We start from the raw sequence: 20,993 nt of genomic DNA, 5'->3' as shown, positions 1-20,993 counted from the left end.
TCACACTTATTTACATAATTGAGGCGCACATCACACTTCCACTGAAATCTGAGCATTTACACTAAAAACAGGTAATAATTAATATGTAATCAATAACTTAATTATTAACTTATTACAAAAAATTGAAATTTAACATTTCCAACTGGTCGGAAGAGGTGCAACCTCAGTCTCAACCGATTGTATCAAAATGCGACCTCAGGTACTCTGCTCAACCATTAACAGATTTAGTTGGTTTTCATCGCGAATGGTAGGTATTTCCTTCTCTGATAATCGAAGCAGTAGTTTCAGCAGGATTATAATGGACACTACCTTTACGGTTGAAAGCGCTACCACCGCATGACTTGTGTAATTCCACACAAGTCACAGCACTCACGAGCACTGTTCTCACGAGCATTATACTCACGACTGTTGCTTACCCTCAGCAAGCACACCTATTGGCCATGCTTTTCCGGAGCTACCTCAACTTACCGCTCAGTTCGTATTAAAGCCCAGCCCGAAAATATGACACCCGACCCACGGCTGTCCAGTGGAGACTCATTATGAGCCAAACCCCAAAATCAACACCCGAGTCGCAAGAAGATAAGCGACTCAATAAACGCCTTAAAGATATGCCTGTCGCCATCGTCGGCATGGCAAGTATCTTTGCCAACTCCCGTTACCTGAATAAATTTTGGGATCTGATCAGTGAGAAAATTGACGCAATAACCGACGTCCCTAATACCCACTGGCGTCCTGAAGATTACTACGATGCAGATAAGAGTACGCCGGATAAATCTTACTGTAAGCGCGGTGGCTTTATGCCAGAAGTCGACTTCAACCCAATGGAGTTCGGTCTTCCGCCAAACATTCTTGAGCTAACGGATACATCACAACTGCTTTCCCTGATTGTTGCTAAAGAAGTACTGGCTGATGCCAAGCTTCCGGAAGGCTACGACCGAGACAAAATTGGTATCACCTTAGGTGTCGGCGGTGGTCAGAAGATCAGCCAGAGCCTGAATGCGCGTCTTCAATACCCGGTACTAAAAAAAGTATTCAAAAACAGCGGCATTAACGACGAAGACAGCGAAATGCTGATCAAGAAGTTCCAGGATCAGTACATTCACTGGGAAGAAAACTCTTTCCCTGGTTCCCTTGGCAATGTTATCGCTGGCCGTATCGCGAACCGTTTCGACCTAGGTGGCATGAACTGTGTCGTTGATGCCGCTTGTGCTGGCTCTCTCGCTGCGCTGCGGATGGCGTTAAGCGAACTGGTTGAAGGCCGCAGCGAAATGATGATCACCGGTGGTGTGTGTACCGATAACTCACCAACCATGTACATGAGTTTCTCAAAAACCCCGGCTTTTACCACCAATGAAACTATCCAGCCATTCGACATTGATTCTAAAGGCATGATGATTGGTGAAGGCATCGGTATGGTTGCCCTGAAACGTCTTGAAGACGCAGAGCGTGATGGCGACCGTATCTACTCTGTGATCAAAGGTGTAGGTGCTTCTTCAGACGGTAAGTTCAAGAGTATCTATGCGCCACGCCCTGAAGGTCAGGCAAAAGCGCTCAAACGTGCTTATGATGATGCCGGCTTTGCCCCGCATACGCTTGGCCTGCTGGAAGCGCATGGTACAGGTACGGCAGCGGGTGATGTGGCTGAATTTAATGGTCTGAACTCTGTATTTAGCGATGGCAATGACACCAAACAGCACATTGCTTTAGGTTCGGTGAAATCTCAGATTGGTCACACCAAATCAACCGCCGGAACAGCAGGCTTGATCAAGGCAGCACTTGCACTGCACCACAAAGTATTGCCAGCAACGATCAACGTCACCAGCCCGAATCCTAAACTGAATATTGAGGACTCTCCTTTCTACCTCAACACCCAGACTCGGCCGTGGATGCAGCGTGTTGATGGCACACCGCGTCGTGCGGGTGTAAGTTCGTTCGGTTTTGGTGGCACTAACTTCCACGTTGTTATGGAAGAATACACACAAGAACATGCTCGTGGTGACAAGTACCGTCAGCGTCAGGTGCCACAAACGCTGCTGTTCAGCGCCGCTTCCCGCGATGCACTTATCGCAAGCCTGAAAGAAACATCAGCGAATATCTCTGGCCAGAAAACGGATTTAGCAGCACTTGCTGACGCCTATGGCTTACGCAGCATTGAGGCATCTCATGCTCGTTTAGGTTTAGTGGTTAAAACAGATGAAGAGCTTCAAACTCAGCTAACTCAGGCAATCTCAACTCTCGAAAGTCAGACTAAAGCACATTGGCAGCTACCAAGTGGTACAAGCTATCGTGAATCCGGCCTGGTGGTTGAAAACGGTTCTGCCAAAGTCGCTGCACTGTTTGCAGGCCAGGGTTCACAGTACCTCAATATGGGCCGTGAACTTGCTTGTCATTATCCAGAGATGCGCCAACAGTTAGCGAATGCCGATAAGGTATTTGGTGAAAACAACAAGACGCCGCTATCACAGGTGCTTTTCCCGATCCCAGCGTTTAATAAGCAAGACACTGCGGCTCAAGAAGCAACATTAACCAATACGGCGAATGCACAAAGTGCAATTGGTGTGGTTTCTATGGGCCAGTATGAGCTAATGACTCAAGCTGGTTTTAAAGCAGACATGGTTGCAGGTCACAGCTTTGGTGAGCTAAGTGCCCTATGCGCTTCTGGTGTTATCTCTCAAGATGATTACTACCAGCTTGCTTTTGCACGTGGCAACGCCATGGCAGCAACACCGGCTGAAGGCGATAGCGGTACTATGTACGCCGTTATTCTTGATGCAGATAAATTAGCAGCTGTTGAAAAGTGTATCAGCGAATTTGATGGCGTAAGTATCGCCAACTATAACGCACCGACTCAGCTTGTTATTGCAGGCCCGACTGAAAAGGCACAGCTTGCAGCTAAAGCACTAGGCGAACAAGGCTTCAAAGCCATTCCACTGCCAGTATCTGGAGCCTTCCACACACCATTGGTTGCCCACGCGCAGAAACCATTTGCAGCCGCCATTGATAAGTCGACATTCAGCAAACCTGCATTGCCGCTTTATTCAAACGCAACAGGCGAGCTTTATAAGAATGACGGCAAAGTCATTAAGAAAGCGTTTAAACAGCACATGCTACAGTCAGTACGTTTCAGCACTCAGCTTGAAGCAATGTACGACGCCGGCGCACGTGTCTTTGTAGAATTCGGACCTAAGAATATTCTGCAGAAACTGGTTGAAAAAACGCTAACTGATAAAGCCCATGAGCTTTGTACGATCAGTATCAACCCGAACCCTAAAGGTGATAGTGATCAGCAACTACGTCTGGCATCTGTACAGCTGGCCGTTGCGGGGATCTCGCTAGACAATATCGACCCGTATCAGGCCGATATCGCCCAGCCTGATGCAGCATCACCAATGAATATCAAACTGAATGCAACGAACTACATCAGTGCTTCGACCCGAGCAAAAATGGCTAAGTCATTAGAAACGGGTACCGTCAGCAAGCAAACTGAAATCGTTGAAAAAGTCGTTGAGAAGATTGTGGAAAAAGAAGTGATTAAAACCGAAATCCGCGAAGTGCCTGTAGCTGCTGCACCGCAAGCTACTGCTCAAGCAGCAACACAAGCAACAACAACACAACTTCCTGTCGGTGATGCGTCACTGCATGCATTCTTTGCTGCTCAACAGCAAGCTGCAGAGCTTCATCAGCAGTTCCTCGCGATCCCGCAACAATACGGCGACACTTTCACTACGTTAATGACAGAGCAAGCCAAAATGGCTGCGTCTGGTGTCGCAATTCCAGATAGCCTGCAACGTTCAATGGAAATGTTCCACCAGCATCAGGCTGAGACCCTGAAAGCTCACGCACATTACCTTGAGCTTCAAGCGAACAGCAATCACTCTGCGTTAGGTATGCTGACGTCACAGGCGGTTATTTCCACACCGACGCCACTGACAACATCAGCTCCGCAATCAACGATTACACCAGCAGTTACTGCTCATCCAGTAGCCCCAGCTCAAGCAGCACCAATGCAGGCTGTTGCTCCGGCATCGGTTCAACAAGCGGCACCTGCTGTTGTACCAGTACAAGCTGTTGCTCCGGTACAAGCTCCGGCTCCAACTGTTGCACCAGCTCCTATCCAAAAAGCAGCAGCGGCTCCGGTACAAACAGCTGACGCTGAAAAAGTGATGCTGGAAGTGGTTGCAGACAAAACGGGCTACCCTACCGAGATGCTGGATCTTGATATGGATATGGAAGCGGACCTGGGTATCGATTCTATTAAGCGTGTTGAAATTCTGGGTACGGTTCAGGATCAAATGCCGAACCTGCCAGAACTAAGCCCAGAAGATTTAGCTGAATGCCGTACGCTTGGCGAAATCGTCACTTACATGAACAGCAAGCTAGGTGCTCAACCTGCACCAGCAGCAGCACCTGTTGTTACTGAAGCTGCTCCTATTATTACAGCAACAACAGCCTCTAACGGTTTAGATGCGGCTCAAGTTCAGAACACCATGTTGGAAGTTGTAGCAGACAAAACTGGCTACCCGACAGAAATGCTGGATCTGGCCATGGATATGGAAGCCGATTTAGGTATCGATTCCATCAAGCGTGTTGAGATCCTGGGTACAGTCCAAGACCAGCTTCCTACTCTTCCTGAGCTAAACCCTGAAGATCTGGCTGAGTGCCGTACGCTTGGCGAAATCGTTGATTACATGAACAGCAAGCTGCCAGCGGCAACAGTATCAGCAGCTCCCGTGACTGTATCAACAACAGCACTTGTATCGACTCCTGCATCAAGCGGTCTGGACGCTGCACAAGTTCAAAGCACCATGCTTGACGTTGTTGCGGACAAAACTGGCTACCCGACAGAGATGCTAGATCTGGCCATGGATATGGAAGCGGACTTAGGTATCGATTCTATCAAGCGTGTTGAAATTCTGGGAACCGTTCAAGATCAGCTGCCAGGTTTACCTGAGCTGAATCCTGAAGATTTGGCTGAGTGTCGTACGCTTGGCGAAATCGTTGATTACATGAACAGCAAACTGCCTGCTGCATCAGTTGCACCAGCAATTGCTGTTGAAACGACACCTGCGCCAGCGGCAAGCGGTCTGGAAGCTGCACACGTACAAAGCACCATGTTAGATGTCGTCGCTGACAAAACTGGCTACCCGGCTGAAATGCTTGATCTTGCCATGGATATGGAAGCGGACTTAGGTATCGATTCTATCAAGCGTGTTGAAATTTTGGGAACCGTTCAAGACCAACTACCTGGCTTACCTGAACTAAACCCTGAAGATTTGGCTGAGTGTCGTACACTGGGCGAAATCGTTACTTACATGCAGAGCAAACTCTCCGGCGCTTCATCTGCAGCATCTGCAACAGCGGCTCCGGTCGTTGAAGCTGCGGTTGAAACTGCAACGGTAGAACTTCCTCCTCACAGCGAGGTGGCGCTAAAAAAGTTACCAGCGGTAGATAAATTAGCAGACTGTTTTTCCAAAGAAGCATGTATCGTGATCACCGATGATGGTCATAATGCAGGCGTTCTAGCAGAAAAGCTAAGTGCTCACGGCCTTCAAGTCGCCGTTGTGCGTAGTCCTCTATCTGCCGCATCACCACTAAACAGCGAAATCACCAGCTACCCGTTAGCAACGGTTGATGAAGCTGGCGTGAAAGCTGTTATTACTGAGATTGAAAGCGCGCACAAAGAGATTGGTGGATTCATTCACCTGCAGCCTCTTGCTGACACGCAATCTGACAATGCAGGCATTGCATTGAATGCCGATGCGAAATCAAGCATTTCAATTGCGTTCTTGTTCGCTAAATTGCTTCACGCTCAGTTAAATACGGCATCGAGCCGTCGTAGCTTCTTCACTGTAAGCCGTATCGATGGTGGCTTTGGTTACCTTGATACCAAGCAGCTAGCTAACGCTGAACTAAACCAGGCTGCATTGTCCGGTTTGACTAAAACGTTAAGCCACGAATGGTCGAACGTATTCTGTCGTGCTTTAGATGTTGCGCCTGCTCTTGATGCTCGCCATCTGGCAGAAGCCGTCACTGCAGAGCTATTTGATATTGATACTCACACGGTTGAGATCGGGCTTTGTGAACCCCAAAAGGGCGAATCTGGCCGAGCAACGCTAATTGCTACAGATGCGGGCACAGCTCAGACGAAAAATGTTGCGGCAAAGCTCACCACTTCCGATAAGGTTCTGGTAACGGGCGGCGCGAAAGGCGTAACGTTCGAATGTGCACTAACACTGGCAAAAAAGTGCCGGTCACACTTCATCCTTGCAGGTCGTAGTAAGCACATCACGGCGAGCGAACTGCCGAAATGGGCACAAGGCAAGCAAGAAAGCGAACTGAAAGTTGCGGCTATTTCTCACCTTCAGGCATCTGGTGATAAACCAACACCGAAGAAAGTGGATGCATTGCTAAAGCCTGTTTTAAGCAGCCTTGAAATCAACAGTGCACTACAAGCCTTTGCCAATGTTGGCGCAAGTGCTGAATACCTGAGCCTTGATGTATCAGACAGTGGTTCAGTTGCCAAAACATTGTCTCAGTTCAGTGATATCACCGGCCTGATCCACGGTGCTGGCGTACTGGCTGACAGACATATTCAAGACAAAACACTGGATGAGCTAAACCTCGTTTACGGAACCAAAGTTGGCGGCCTTGAAGCGGTACTCAGCGCATTAGATTGCAGCAAGCTAAAACTATTAGCGATGTTCTCTTCTGCGGCAGGATTCTACGGCAACAAAGGCCAGAGCGATTACGCGATGTCTAATGACATCCTGAACAAAGCAGCACTTCAGTTCTCGGCTCGTTACCCTGAAGCGAAAGTGATGAGCTTCAACTGGGGACCGTGGGATGGCGGTATGGTTAACCCGGCCCTTAAGAAAATGTTCACCGACCGTGGTGTGTACGTGATCCCTCTACAAGCTGGCGCTGAGCTTTTCAGCTCGCAGCTTCTGAGCGAGACAGGTATTCAGCTGCTTGTAGGTACGAGCATGCAAGGTTCAGAGAACAAGGAAAACGCTGTAAAAAAGCTTGATGCGGAGTCTGTGCTGGTAGCAAAGAGTCCGCTGAATAAAAGCATCACTGTGACACGAGACCTTGACCCAAAGGCGATGCCTTTCCTCAAGGACCACTGCATTGCCGGTAACCCCGTGTTACCGACAGTGTGTGCCATCCAATGGATGCGTGAAATAGCAGAACAGCTGTTAGGGGCGAACGTCAGCGTTCGCAACTACAAGCTGCTTAAAGGCGTAATTTTTGATACCGATGAGGTGCAAATACTGACGTTGACACTGACACCTGAGACGAAAGCTGACGATCAAATCAAAGCATTGATCAGCTGCCAGGGGCGACCACAGTACCAGGCAATGTTGGTCTTAGAACACACCACTGGATCGGTTGAACCTGCACCGGCTAAAACCTTTGCGACTGGTTCAAACAACCCCGTCACGACGGCTGATGCGTTATACAGTAATGGCACCCTGTTCCATGGTCCAAGGCTGCAAGGTATCCAGACGGTTGAACGTTTTGATGACGCAGGTTTACTGGCACAGTGCCATCTGCCAACTATTGCTAATGCTGACTGTGGTGCTTTTGTACCCACTCAGCACACGGGCGGTTGCCAGCCTTTCGCTGAAGACTACTTGCTACAGGCCATGCTGGTTTGGGCAAGACTGAAGTACGACGCAGCCAGCCTGCCTTCTGCGATTGGTGAATTTGTTTCTTATGAACCAATGCAAGCTGGTGACAAGGGTTGGTTAGAACTTGAAGTAATTAAACATACTTCGCGTTCACTACAAGCTAACATCTCGCTTTACCATCAAGATGGTCGTTTGAGTGCCGTAATGAATAGCGCAAAAGTAACGATCAGCAAAGGCCTTAACGAGGCATTTTTGGTGAAGTTTGAGCCAGAAAAGGAGCTTCTGTCATAGTGGCCGACTCTTCTAATAAAGCGATGCCGTTGCGCATCGCTCTTTTAGCCCAGCCAGCGCATGCTGCTGGGCTTTCTGCCGATTGCTTCTCTACATTACCGCCCATTGAGATCATCTCAGTCGGTGATAACTTTGAAACTGCCCTGCAAACCGCGATTCAAGTAATCAGCCAAGGCAAGGTCGTTCTATTTTGTGTAAATGGCGAACACGGTGAAGCACAACCAAGGTTATTGATGCTTGCGGGTTTAACCGCAGCGCAAAACAAAATTCATCCTCATGCCTACTTGTCTGGCTTTAGTGCTAATTCAGAACATATAACTGTTGACTGTACTAAAGAAGCATTGGTTCAATCACGCCGCCAGGAAGCCAGTTTAAGCAACCAACAGACTTTTGATGCTCTTACTGCAGAGCAAAAATTTACTGCGTTGTACCAAATGGTTGAAGCTATTGCCAGTCGTACGCTTAACAGCCGATCTAACAAAGAAAGCAGCAGCCATTACTGGTTTACTGAACCGCACAAAGCTCGCGTGGCGCGCTTGACGTTCAATGCAGATGTATGCACAAGCAGCTTGGTATTAACGCAAGCAACTGGGCTGAAAACCGCTCAGTCAATGCTTTCTCCTTCTCGACTTTTCTTTATCGTGACGGGTCATAATGAAGCGGTGTTATCAACTCAGCTGGCACAGTTAACAACACGCTTGAATGAACTCTCTGATGATTCGCAGTTACTGATTGAGTTGATGGCTGACAACCTGAGACAGTTTCAGGCTGATGCATCAATGTCACCGTCGCTGCCAGCCATCGTATTGCAAGGTGCTTCAGTAGCCGCTATTGAGCAGGAAATTACCGCGATTAGTCATGCACTGCCAAAAATAATGGCAGAGAAAAATCATTATAAAACACCCGCAGGTAGCTGTTTTTCACCGGCCCCCAACAGCAAAGGCGGCGTAGCTTTTGTATATCCGGGTGTCGGTACCGTTTACCCTGATATGTTCTGCCAATTTCATCAGTATTTCCCCGAGCTTTTCGCCCGTCTTGAACGTGAAGGCAATCTCAAAGAGATGCTGCAAGCCGAGAAGACATACGGTGACAATGCAGCCGAGATGAGTTTGAGCGAACTCGCCATTGCAGGCGTTGGCAGCAGTTACCTATTAACCCAGCTATTGTGCGGAGAATTCGCGGTTAAACCGGATTTCGCATTGGGTTACTCCAAAGGCGAAGCATCGATGTGGGCAAGTTTAGGCGTCTGGAAAAATCCTCACGCATTGATCGAGATGACTCAAACCAGCCCGATATTTACCACCGCTATTTCAGGCGAATTAACGGCAGTGCGTGAAGCTTGGCAGTTAAGCGACGGTGACGAAATTACTTGGAACAGCTTTGTGGTTCGCTGTGAACCCGCAGCAATTGAAGCACTGCTTCCTGAGTTTCCGCACGCTTATCTTGCGATTATTCAAGGTGATACTTGCGTACTGGCTGGTTGTGAAAATGACTGTCGAGCCCTGCTAAAGAAACTCGGTAAGCGCGGTATCGCAGCCAATCGAGTAACCGCCATGCACACCACGCCGGCATTGAGCCAACATCGGCAAGTGGCTGAATTCTACCACCAGCCATTATGCGATGAATTACCAGAGCACATTCGCTTTATCAGTGCCGCAGCTGGTCGTAATACTCTTGTTAATATTGATAGCCAGAGTATTGCCGATTCGATTGCCGATACGTTCTGCTCGACGCTCGACTTTACCGCGCTGATCCGTAGTGCGCGTGAACAAGGTGCCCGGTTATTTGTTGAGATTGGTGCTGACAGACAAACCTGCACCTTGATCGACAAAATTAATCGCGCAGATCATGTGACGACCGAAAGCTGTACTGTCGCGGCCAACGCCAAGGGCGGCAACGATATTCTGACCTTGCTCAAATGTATCGGTCAGTTAATCAGCCACCAGGTTCCTCTGTCACTTGATCCCCTTCTGAAAGGGCTAGAACAATATCAAGTGAATGCGTCGACACCAGAGATAACTTTAAAAGGAGAGCCAGTATGAGTTCTCGTAAGCAAACAAAAATCGCCATTGTTGGTTTAGCCAACCAGTATCCTGATGCGGATACGCCGAAGGCTTTCTGGCAAAACCTGCTGGATAAAAAAGATTCACGCCGCACGTTAAGCCCTGAAAAATTAGGCGCCAACCCTGATGCCTACCAGGGCCAGCAAGGCGAATCAGACCGCTTTTATTGTGATAAAGGCGGCTACATCCAGAACTTCACGTTTGATGCCAGCGGTTACCGTTTACCTGCTGAAAAGTTTGAAGGCTTGGATGAAAGCTTTCTTTGGGCATTGGATACCAGCCGCAAAGCATTAGCCGATGCCGGTATCCCGTTAGATGCCGCAGTACTTGAGCGTACCGGCGTGATCATGGGTGCCCTTTCGTTCCCGACGACGCGTTCTAATGATCTGTTCCTGCCGCTTTATCACTCGGCGGTAGAGAAGGCACTACAAACGAAACTGGCGAATAACCACTTTTCGTTAAGCCCTTCAAACGATCACGCTGTAAACCTGAATCCAGCCAATGGCGCTGCTGCGCATAATGCCTCTAAGCTAGTGGCCGATGCACTGGGTCTTGGTCGCGCGCAGTTAAGCCTTGATGCTGCATGTGCCAGCTCGGTCTATTCGCTGAAATTAGCTTGTGATTATCTGAGCACAGGCAAAGCAGACATGATGCTGGCAGGCGCTGTTTCGGGTGCCGACCCTTTCTTCATTAATATGGGTTTTTCGATCTTCCACGCCTACCCGGATCACGGTGTATCGGTGCCATTCGATACCAACAGTAAAGGTCTGTTTGCCGGCGAAGGCGCTGGTGTCTTAGTTCTCAAACGCCTTGAAGATGCAGAGCGCGATGGCGATCATATCTATGCGGTTGTCAGCGGTATTGGTTTATCGAATGATGGTCGTGGTCAGTTTGTCCTAAGCCCGAACAGCAAGGGACAGGTACAAGCTTTCGAACGTGCTTATGAAGCCACCGACCTGTCACCAGAAAGTATTGAAGTCATTGAGTGTCACGCTACCGGTACACCGCTGGGTGACAAAGTCGAAATGACGTCGATGGAGCGCTTTTTTGCTGACAAGCTGAACGGCACACAAGCACCGTTGATTGGTTCGGCAAAATCCAACTTAGGTCACCTGCTGACTGCTGCGGGCATGCCGGGGATCATGAAGATGATCTTCGCGATGAAAGAAGGTGTGCTTCCACCGAGTATCAACCTCTCAACACCGCTTTCTTCACCTCAAGGTTTGTTCGGTTCGCATACGTTGCCAACCCAGGTTCAACCATGGCCAGATAAAGCAGGCAATCCTGAGCGACGTGCCGGTGTTTCAGTATTTGGTTTCGGTGGCTGTAACGCTCACCTGTTGTTAGAAGCATGGAAGGGTTCATCTGAAAAACCAGTCGCTCAATCCTCTGGCGAACCGGCACCCTCATCTCAGCTGAAAATCACCGGATTAGCGTCCCACTTTGGTTCGTTAAAAACCATCAATGCGCTTAATCATGCGATTGAAACCGGGGCTGATGCTTTCGTTGCACTGCCGAAGAAACGCTGGAAAGGCTTAGATCAACACCCGGAACTACTGAGCCAATTTGGCTTACATACCGTGCCGCACGGTGCGTACATTGATCAATTCGAATTAGATTTCTTACGCTTTAAAGTGCCGCCGAATGAAGATGACCGTCTGATATCTCAACAGCTTTTACTGATGAAAGTCGCGGATGAAGCGATCCGTGATGCCAAGCTTGAAGCAGGCCAGAAAGTTGCTGTTCTGGTTGCAATGGAAACCGAGCTTGAAATGCACCAGTTCCGTGGCCGCGTTAACTTGCATACGCAGCTTGCCGATAGCCTGAGCAACATGGGCGTAAAACTGAGTGATAACGAATACCAGGCGCTTGAAGCCATTGCAATGGACAGTGTACTTGATGCTGCCAAGCTGAACCAGTACACCAGCTTCATCGGCAATATTATGGCATCACGTATTGCTTCGCTATGGGACTTCAACGGCCCGGCCTTTACGATTTCTGCCGCAGAACAATCAGTCGCGCGTTGTATCGATGTCGCACAGAATATGATGGCACAGGAGTCACTGGATGCTGTCGTTATCGCCGCAGTCGATCTGAGCGGTAGTGCTGAACAGGTTATTCTGAAAAACAGCATCACACCCGTTGCTGCTAACGCACAAGATAACGGCTGGAACGTGGGTGAAGGTGCCGGTGCCATTGTTCTGGTGGACAAAGAAAAGCAGCGGAGCCAAAACACAAGCAATAGTACAAGCTATGGCGAAATCAGTGCACTGGGCTTTAGTTCAACCAGTCAAAGTCGTTTAGTCACTGATCGCTTACTGTCGCAAACGGGTATTGCCGCCAATAACGTTGGTTTATTGGAGCTAAACCAGGCACCGGAAAGCACCGACACAGTGCAATTTCCACTGACTCAGGCTTCGCAAACTCAGGCCAGTCAACGCTTAGGGCACTGTTATGCCGCATCAGGCATGGCGAGCATGCTTCACGGCTTGTTAAGCCTTAATCAAATAGCGTCTGACTTTGATCGCAAAGCCGCAATTGTAGCCAACGTCAGTGAAAGTCAATGTTCACAGCTGTTGCTAACGCAATCCGCCACAGAGAGACAGTCGCTTAAAGTACGTCTGGATAGTGAACTGCTGACAGATTCAAAGCGTCAGTTAATCAAGCAAGTTACCCTTGGTGGCCGCGATATTTACCAGCATATCGTGACAACGGATCTGCCTGAACTTCAACAGATCCAGCAGAAAGTCGCTAATGCTAAACCGCGTGTACAAGCACAGGTTAAAACAATCGCGCAAGCTCTAACCCAAGAGCCGACTCCATCAGTATCCCCGATTCTGGCAACACCAGCCCAGACGCCGATTACAGGTATTCAAAGCAATATGACAAAGGTCCTATCCGCTAAAAACCAGAATGATTTAACCTCATTCCAAAGCCCTTCATTTGTTGAAAATCAACTGCTGGCACAACAGGTTCATCAAGCATTCCTGCAAAACCGGGAACAAGGGTTGAAGATGGCTGATGCCCTGCTAAAGGCACAGCTTAACGAAGTAACGGCGCAAATGGGGGCCGCAACTGGCCAGGTTATTCATCACTCGCCAGCAGCCGCGACACCAACACAGAATGTGATGGCAACGCCAATCGCTAAACCTGTACGTAAGCCTTGTATTTGGGATTACGACGACTTAGTAGAATACGCTGAAGGCGATATCGCCAATGTGTTTGGTCCGGATTATGCGATTATCGACAACTATTCTCGTCGTGTAAGACTGCCAACCACAGATTACCTGCTGGTATCACGCGTCACTAAACTTGATGCCACCATGCTTGAATACAAACCAAGCACCATGACCACCGAATACGATATTCCTGTCGACGCACCTTATCTGGTCGACGGTCAGATCCCGTGGGCCGTTGCCGTAGAATCGGGCCAGTGCGATCTGATGCTGATCAGCTACCTGGGTATCGACTTTGAAAACAAAGGCGAGCGTGTTTACCGTCTGCTTGATTGTACCCTCACCTTCCTGGGCGATTTGCCGCGTGGTGGCGATACATTGCGCTACGATATTTCCATCAACAACTTTGCCCGCAACGGCGATACCTTGCTGTTCTTCTTCTCTTACGAATGTTTCGTCGGCGATAAGATGATCCTGAAAATGGACAATGGTTGTGCCGGCTTCTTTACTGACGAAGAGCTTGCCGACGGTAAAGGTGTCATCCGCACCGAAGATGAAATTAAAGCAAGAAACCTGGCCGTTAAGCAGCGCTTTAACCCAATCCTGCACTGCCAGAAGACCCAGTTCGATTACCAGACACTTCACAATTTGCTTAGCGCCAATATTGCAAGTTGTTTCGGTGACAGTCATGTTTCTGATCGTGTTCAGCCTTCACTGTGCTTCAGCTCAGAGAAGTTCATGATGATCGAGCAAGTCAGTCATGTGGATCCGCAAGGTGGTACATGGGGGCTTGGTCTGATTGAAGGTCACAAGCAACTTGAAGCTGATCACTGGTACTTCCCTTGTCACTTTAAAGATGATTCGGTGATGGCGGGCTCATTGATGGCAGAAGGCTGTGGCCAGTTGCTTCAGTTCTACATGATGTACCTGGGTATGCATACCCAGGTACAGAATGGTCGTTTCCAGCCACTTGAAAATGCACCACAGCAAGTACGTTGCCGCGGTCAGGTTCTGCCACAATCTGCAGTACTGACCTACCGTATGGAAGTGACTGAAATTGGTCTGAGCCCGCGTCCTTATGCAAAAGCAAATATCGATATCTTGCTTGATGGCAAAGTCGTGGTCGATTTCCAGAACCTGGGTGTAATGATCAAAGAAGAAGCGGAATGTACCCGCTACGATGAAACCACCGAGGCTGATGTACAACAAGTGAATTTTGCACCTGTTCAAACAGCAGCTGTTCAAGAAGCTGTTACTCAAGAAATTAGTCAAAAGCCAGCCGTTCAGCAGCAAGCTTCTGCCAATGCGCCGCTGATGGCACAAATTCCTGATTTGAACACAGCAACAAACAAAGGTGTTATTCCGCTTCAGCACGTTGAAGCACCAATCACACCGGATTATCCGAACCGGACGCCAGATACGGTACCGTTTACGCCGTACCACATGTTTGAGTTTGCAACCGGTGACATCGAAAAATGTTTCGGCCCTGACTTTTCAATCTATCGCGGCATGATCCCACCTCGTACTCCATGTGGTGATCTACAGCTGACTACCCGTGTCATTGAAGTGAACGGTACTCGTGGTGATTTCAAAACACCATCATCATGTATCGCAGAATACGAAGTACCTGAAAATGCCTGGTACTTTGACGAAAACAGCCATCAGGCACTGATGCCTTACTCGGTGTTAATGGAGATCTCACTGCAGCCAAACGGCTTCATTTCTGGCTACATGGGCACGACCCTGGGCTTCCCGGGACAAGAACTGTTTTTCCGTAACCTGGATGGTAGCGGCAAAATGCTGCGCAATGTCGACTTACGCGGCAAGACCATTGTTAACGACTCTCGCCTGCTTTCAACGGTCATGATGGGTACCAACATCGTGCAAAGCTTCAGCTTTGAGCTAAGCACTGACGGCGTGCCTTTCTATGAAGGTAAAGCGGTATTTGGTTACTTCAAAGGCGCAGCACTGAAAGATCAGCTGGGTCTGGATAACGGTAAAGTAACGCAGCCATGGCACATCGAAAACAACCGTACGCCAGATGTGAGCATCAACCTGCTTGATAAAGAGAGCCGTTACTTCAACGCACCGCTTTCAGCTACCGGTGAAGCGCAACCACACTACCAGTTAGCTGGCGGTCGCCTGAACTTCATCGACAAAGTGGATATCACCAGCGATGGCGGTAAAGCTGGCTTAGGTTACTTGTATGCCGAGCGTACTATCGACCCGAGTGACTGGTTCTTCCAGTTCCACTTCCATCAAGATCCGGTTATGCCTGGTTCATTAGGTGTTGAAGCGATTGTCGAGCTGATGCAGACCTACGCCCTGAACAAAGATTTGGGTGCCGGATTCCGTTCACCGAAGTTTGGTCAGATCCAGTCAGAAGTGAAATGGAAATATCGCGGTCAGATCAACCCGCTTAACAAGCAAATGTCACTGGATGTCCATATCACCGCGATTAAAGATGAAGACGGTAAACGCATCATCATTGGTGACGCCAACCTAAGTAAAGACGGCCTGCGTATTTACGAAGTGAAAGACATCGCTATCTGTATTGAAGAAGCTTGAGTTAGGAATAAACAGTATGACAACGCAAACAACCATGAATAACGAAAAGCTATCGCCATGGCCGTGGCAGGTAGAAGAAAGTGCTACCCACTTCGATACAGGTTCTATGGCTCAGATATTGAAAGATCTTAGCCGGGGCTGCTATCTGGTTAATCACCCGGAAAAAGGTCTGGGTATCAGTCAGCAAGCCAATCTGGTTTCTGGCGAAAGCGCCAGTGCCGCTAACACCCATCCGGTCAGCGCCTTTGCGCCGGCCCTTGGTACCCAAAGCTTAGGTGACAGTGACTTCCGCCGTGTTCATGGCGTGAAATACGCTTACTATGCTGGTGCGATGGCCAATGGGATTTCTTCAGAAGAGCTGGTTATTGCGCTGGGCCAAGCGGGGATCCTCTGTTCATTTGGTGCCGCGGGTCTGATCCCGTCACGGGTGGAACAAGCAATCAACCGCATTCAGGCCGCGCTACCGAACGGCCCTTATGCATTTAACCTGATCCACAGCCCGAGCGAGCCCGCACTGGAGCGTGGCAGTGTTGAGCTGTTCCTGAAACATAAAGTACGTACCGTTGAAGCCTCTGCCTTCTTAGGTCTTACGCCGCAAATCGTGCAATACCGTGCGGCGGGTCTGAGCCGTGATGAAAAAGGCGAAATCAAAATTGCCAATAAGGTGATTGCGAAAGTAAGCCGTACCGAAGTTGCCCGTAAATTTATGGAGCCGGCTCCGGCGAAGATCCTTCAGGCTCTGGTCAATGAAGGCCGTATTACTGCTGAACAAATGGAACTGGCTCAGCTAGTGCCAATGGCTGACGATATTACCGCAGAAGCCGATTCAGGCGGTCATACCGATAACCGCCCGCTGGTAACGCTTCTGCCGACGATTCTGGCTCTGAAAGAAGAGATCCAGGCTCAATACCAGTTTAAAACTCCGCTTCGCGTTGGTTCTGGTGGCGGTATCGGTACCCCTGATGCGGCACTGGCAGCGTTCAACATGGGTGCTGCTTATATCGTAACGGGCTCTATCAACCAGGCTTGTATCGAAGCGGGCGCGAGTGAGCACACGCGTAAACTGCTTGCGACAACAGAAATGGCCGATGTGGCTATGGCACCAGCTGCTGATATGTTCGAAATGGGCGTGAAGCTGCAGGTGGTTAAACGCGGCACCTTATTCCCGATGCGTGCCAACAAACTGTATGACATCTACACCCGTTACGATTCTATCGAAGCGATCCCTGCTGAGGAGCGTCATAAGCTGGAAACTCAGGTTTTCCGTTCAACGCTTGATGAGATTTGGGCCGGTACTGTGGCGCACTTTAACGAGCGGGATCCAAAGCAAATCGTTCGTGCAGAAGGCAATCCAAAGCGTAAGATGGCACTGATCTTCCGCTGGTACCTTGGCCTTTCAAGCCGCTGGTCAAACACCGGTGAAGCAGGCCGTGAAATGGATTATCAAATCTGGGCCGGCCCTGCACTGGGCGCATTCAACGCCTGGGCAAAAGGCAGTTACCTTGACAACTATCAGGATCGCCGGGCAGTCGATCTCGCTAAGCACCTGATGCACGGTGCCGCTTACTTAGCACGAATCAACCTGCTGGCTTCACAAGGTAGCAAATTACCGGCCGAACTTGCACGTTGGAAGCCGACAGAGAAGATGGCTTAAGAGTAAGATTCTAGAAGAGAGTTTCTAGAGACGGGAATCAAAAATCGGCCTTCAAATGAAGGCCGATTTTTCAGGTACTTAGCTAGAAATCAAGGCTGCCACCTCCTCCTGCAGCCCCCTCGCCGAGACATACTCGGGTGCCACTGCCTTGCCGGCAGCAATTTCTATTCTTGACCAAAAACGTGATGGCCATGTAGTAAATGCACGCCCTCTCTCATGACTGAAAAACGATCCCCACACGCCTGTCAGCCCTAATGGCACGACCGGTACTGGGTTTCGGCTTATGATCTTCTCTATCCCTTTCTTAAATTCATTCAGCTCTCCGGATTTAGTCAGTTTGCCTTCGGGAAAAATACAGACAAGTTCTCCGCCATCCAGTGCTTGGCTGATGCTATCAAAAGCCCGCTGATAGGTTTTAGGTGACTTACCCTGGGCGCAAATTGGAATTGCTTTTACCCATTTGAAAAAATGCCTGGCAACCGGCATGTTAGCAATATTTTTGTCCATAACAAATCTTACCGGGCGACGGCAAGCACCCGCTATCAACAATGCGTCGACATAGCTGACATGGTTACAGACCAGCACTGCGGCTCCCTGCTCAGGAATATTGTTCAAACCTTTGTGGTTGATACGATACATCGTATGAGTCAGCAGCCAGACCACAAAACGCAGCAGGAACTCATGTACCTGAGAGAACACATAGATAGCCACCAGCACATTGCCGACCGAAAGAACAAGGAATAGCTCAACAATTGACAGCTCAAAGACATTTAGCAAGAGTACGGCAGCAGCGGCACTTAATACCATAAACAGCGCGTTCATAACGTTGTTGGCGGCAATGGTCTGCGCCCGGCTTTTGGGCTCACTGCGCTGCTGGATCAAGGCGTTCAATGGCACTACAAAGACACCACCGAATGCGCTTACCATCGCAAGGTCAAACAGCATTCGCAGATTCTCACTATGAGTCATGAATACCCGGGCTGTTATGCCCGATTCGATGACAACCTGCTGGCTGGCGGAAAACAGATCAAAACCGAACATACTAATACCAATGGCGCCGATTGGAATAATACCCAGCTCAACTTGACCTCCGGAGAGCTTCTCGCAGATCAATGAACCCATGGCGATACCGACAGAAAACACCGTCAGGAGTACTGTCACCAACTGCGGATTGCCGCCAAGGTAATCACGGGCAAAGTTGGGCAGCTGTGTCAGGTAAGTCGCTCCAATAAACCAAAACCAGCTAATGGCCAGAATAGACAGGAAGATCGTTCGATCTTTTCGAGCATGACTAACGGTTCTGACCAGTTGGCTAAAGGGGTTCCAGTTCATGACCAGCGACGGATCATTGGCTTTGGCGTGCGGAATGAAGCGGCTACTCAGATAGCCCAACGCGGATAGCACCAACACCGACGCAGCAATCAACAGACTCGGATCGCTGGCCGTAAATAGTAAACCTGCAGCAACGGTGCCACCCAAGATCGCCACAAACGTCCCCATTTCAACCACCGCATTGCCGCCCACCAGCTCCCGCTCTGCAAGATGCTGCGGCATCAAGGCAAACTTGACCGGGCCAAACAAGGCTGACTGGGCTCCCATCAGGAACAATATGACCAATAGTCCTGGTACAGAATTAAAGCAGAGTGCGACAGCGCCAGCCGACATGATGACAATTTCAGCCACTTTGATTTTTCGGATCAACGCTGATTTCTCATACTTGTCCGCCAGTTGTCCGCCTATTGGCGAGAGCAGAAAAAACGGCAGGATAAACAGCCCGGCAGCAAGGTTGATCAGCGCGGTACTTGTCTCTTGGCTATAGAGCCCGGAGAACGCAATAAACAACAGCAAAACATTCTTAAATAAGTTGTCATTAAATGCGCCTAGTGCCTGTGTACTGAAAAAGGGAAGAAAGCGCATTTTCCCCAATAACGTAAACTGATTCATTACCTACCCTCGCTGTGTTTAATCTTTTATTATCCTTAATGGCGTTAATCTACAACACAATCGAACGGCGTGCAATTGCGTTTTGCGAGAATTCCCTGTCTACCTACTTAGGACTTATAGGACTTATAGGACAGGCATACTTAAGAAACCATCAATTCTGTTAATTTCACAATGGACTTATAGGACAGGCATACTTAAGAAACCATCAATTCTGTTAATTTCACTGCATCGCAATACTTATCCCAATCTGATCTTCTGCCCCTTTTCAATCCCAACGCCTAAGCTATGGTCATTATTCAACCAGCGAGGAGTGACTCATGACCACCGCTAGAAAACAACAGATTTGCCTAGAATCAACGCCCTACTACCACTGTGTCTCACGCTGTGTGCGGCGCACCTTTCTCTGTGGCTACGATGAAGCAACAGAATCGTCCTATGAGCACCGTCGTGAGTGGATTGAAACTAAATTCAAACAGCTCAGTGGTATCTACTGCATTGATATTTGCGCCTACGCGGTAATGAGCAATCACTATCACCTCGTGGTACATATTGATAAAGAAAAAGCGCAAGAATTATCAGTTCAGGAGGTCATTGATCGCTGGTGCGCCCTTCATAGCAAACCGGTACTGATACAGCGCTTTTTAGCTGGCGACACCAATAGCGAAGCCGAATTCAACGCCTGCAAAGCCATCATCGACGACTGGCGTACTCGCCTCGCCAACCTCAGCTGGTTCATGCGAGAGCTCAATTTAGATATCGCCACCCGGGCAAATAAAGAAGACAAATGCACCGGACATTTCTGGGAAAGTCGCTTTAAGTGCCAGGCATTACTGGATGAACAAGCGCTGACTGCTGCAATGGCCTATGTCGATTTGAATCCCATCCGCGCAGGCATAGCCGAGACACCTGAAAAGTCCGAATATACCTCTATAAAAGCCCGGCTTCAGGCTCTGAAAGATGAGAAACTAACCGCACCTTCACTTTGCCCTTTCATTGGCAATCCAACCAACTCCATCATCAAAGGGCTCCCAATGCGATTGATGGATTACATCGAACTTGTTGACTGGACGGGGCGACAGCTTCGTGAAGGTGAAACCGGTTATATTGAATCCCATACACCGCCTATTCTTCAACGTTTAACTATTAAACAGCAAGATTGGATAAAGGCCTGCACACAGTTTGAACGCCAACGTGCGTTGCTCATTGGCTCATCACGATCCATTCAAACTGCAACGGTGAATTTCAACCGTTCTCGAGCACAAGGTTACAGGCTCACCACGTAATTCGCTCTAGAAAATCAAAGATTCCACCTCATTCAGATCCAAGAAGGATCCCCCCCTAGCTCTCACAACGAAAAAGCCGCTAAATAACATCATATTTAGACTATTGCAGGCCAGAAAAGCAACAATGCTGTTCCAAGTGTATTTGGCTGACTTAATAATCTAAGTTTTAATTAATTTCTGTTAAATATGCCTGTCCCTGTTCAATGAGTTTCTAGAATCGAGTATAATCGAGTAGGGTGAGGCGTTACCGCCTCAGCCCTCTCACAGAACCGTACGTACGGACCTCGTATACGGCTCCTGCATACCCATGTTCAGCTCTGCGCTGAACACATACCCTGTCCTTACATGCTCAAGATTCACCAGACCAAGTTCGTCGAACCATT

The 20,993-nt window shown here is 49.0% G+C and carries 6 protein-coding genes; 5 read left to right on the top strand and 1 reads right to left on the bottom strand.

Annotated features, from left to right (window positions below; genetic code table 11):
• The first annotated feature begins 539 nt into the window (after positions 1 to 539).
• The 4 genes from C9I89_RS05360 to pfaD are packed head-to-tail and all read left to right on the top strand — an operon-like array spanning position 540 to position 17,383.
• A complete protein-coding gene (locus C9I89_RS05360) occupies positions 540 to 7,922 on the top strand; it encodes a type I polyketide synthase (protein ID WP_107282334.1) in 7,383 nt (2,460 codons plus the stop codon).
• On the top strand, positions 7,922 to 9,964 hold the full coding sequence (locus C9I89_RS05355; protein ID WP_107282333.1) for a PfaB family protein: 2,043 nt from the start codon (positions 7,922 to 7,924) through the stop codon (positions 9,962 to 9,964). The genes C9I89_RS05360 and C9I89_RS05355 overlap by 1 nt, the downstream gene beginning before the upstream one ends.
• Complete coding sequence (locus tag C9I89_RS05350) at positions 9,961 to 15,729, top strand: hotdog fold thioesterase (protein WP_107282332.1); 5,769 nt, start codon at positions 9,961 to 9,963, stop codon at positions 15,727 to 15,729. The genes C9I89_RS05355 and C9I89_RS05350 overlap by 4 nt, the downstream gene beginning before the upstream one ends.
• A gap of 16 nt (positions 15,730 to 15,745) precedes the next feature.
• Complete coding sequence (gene pfaD / locus C9I89_RS05345; RefSeq protein ID WP_107282331.1) at positions 15,746 to 17,383, top strand: eicosapentaenoate synthase subunit PfaD; 1,638 nt, start codon at positions 15,746 to 15,748, stop codon at positions 17,381 to 17,383.
• Between the two features lie 78 nt (positions 17,384 to 17,461).
• Here the strand turns inward: pfaD and C9I89_RS05340 are convergent, their stop codons facing one another.
• Positions 17,462 to 19,327, bottom strand: a complete 1,866-nt coding sequence (locus C9I89_RS05340) for an MFS transporter (protein WP_107282330.1) — start codon at positions 19,325 to 19,327, stop codon at positions 17,462 to 17,464.
• 317 nt (positions 19,328 to 19,644) lie between these two features.
• Between C9I89_RS05340 and C9I89_RS05335 the strand changes: the two genes are divergently transcribed.
• A complete protein-coding gene (locus tag C9I89_RS05335) occupies positions 19,645 to 20,610 on the top strand; it encodes a transposase (RefSeq protein ID WP_107282329.1) in 966 nt (321 codons plus the stop codon).
• Positions 20,611 to 20,993 lie beyond the last annotated feature (383 nt).

Source organism: Photobacterium lipolyticum (genome assembly GCF_003026475.1).
In the GTDB taxonomy this organism is placed as follows: Bacteria; Pseudomonadota; Gammaproteobacteria; order Enterobacterales; family Vibrionaceae; genus Photobacterium; species Photobacterium lipolyticum.
This window is presented reverse-complemented; position numbering and strand designations above follow the sequence as displayed.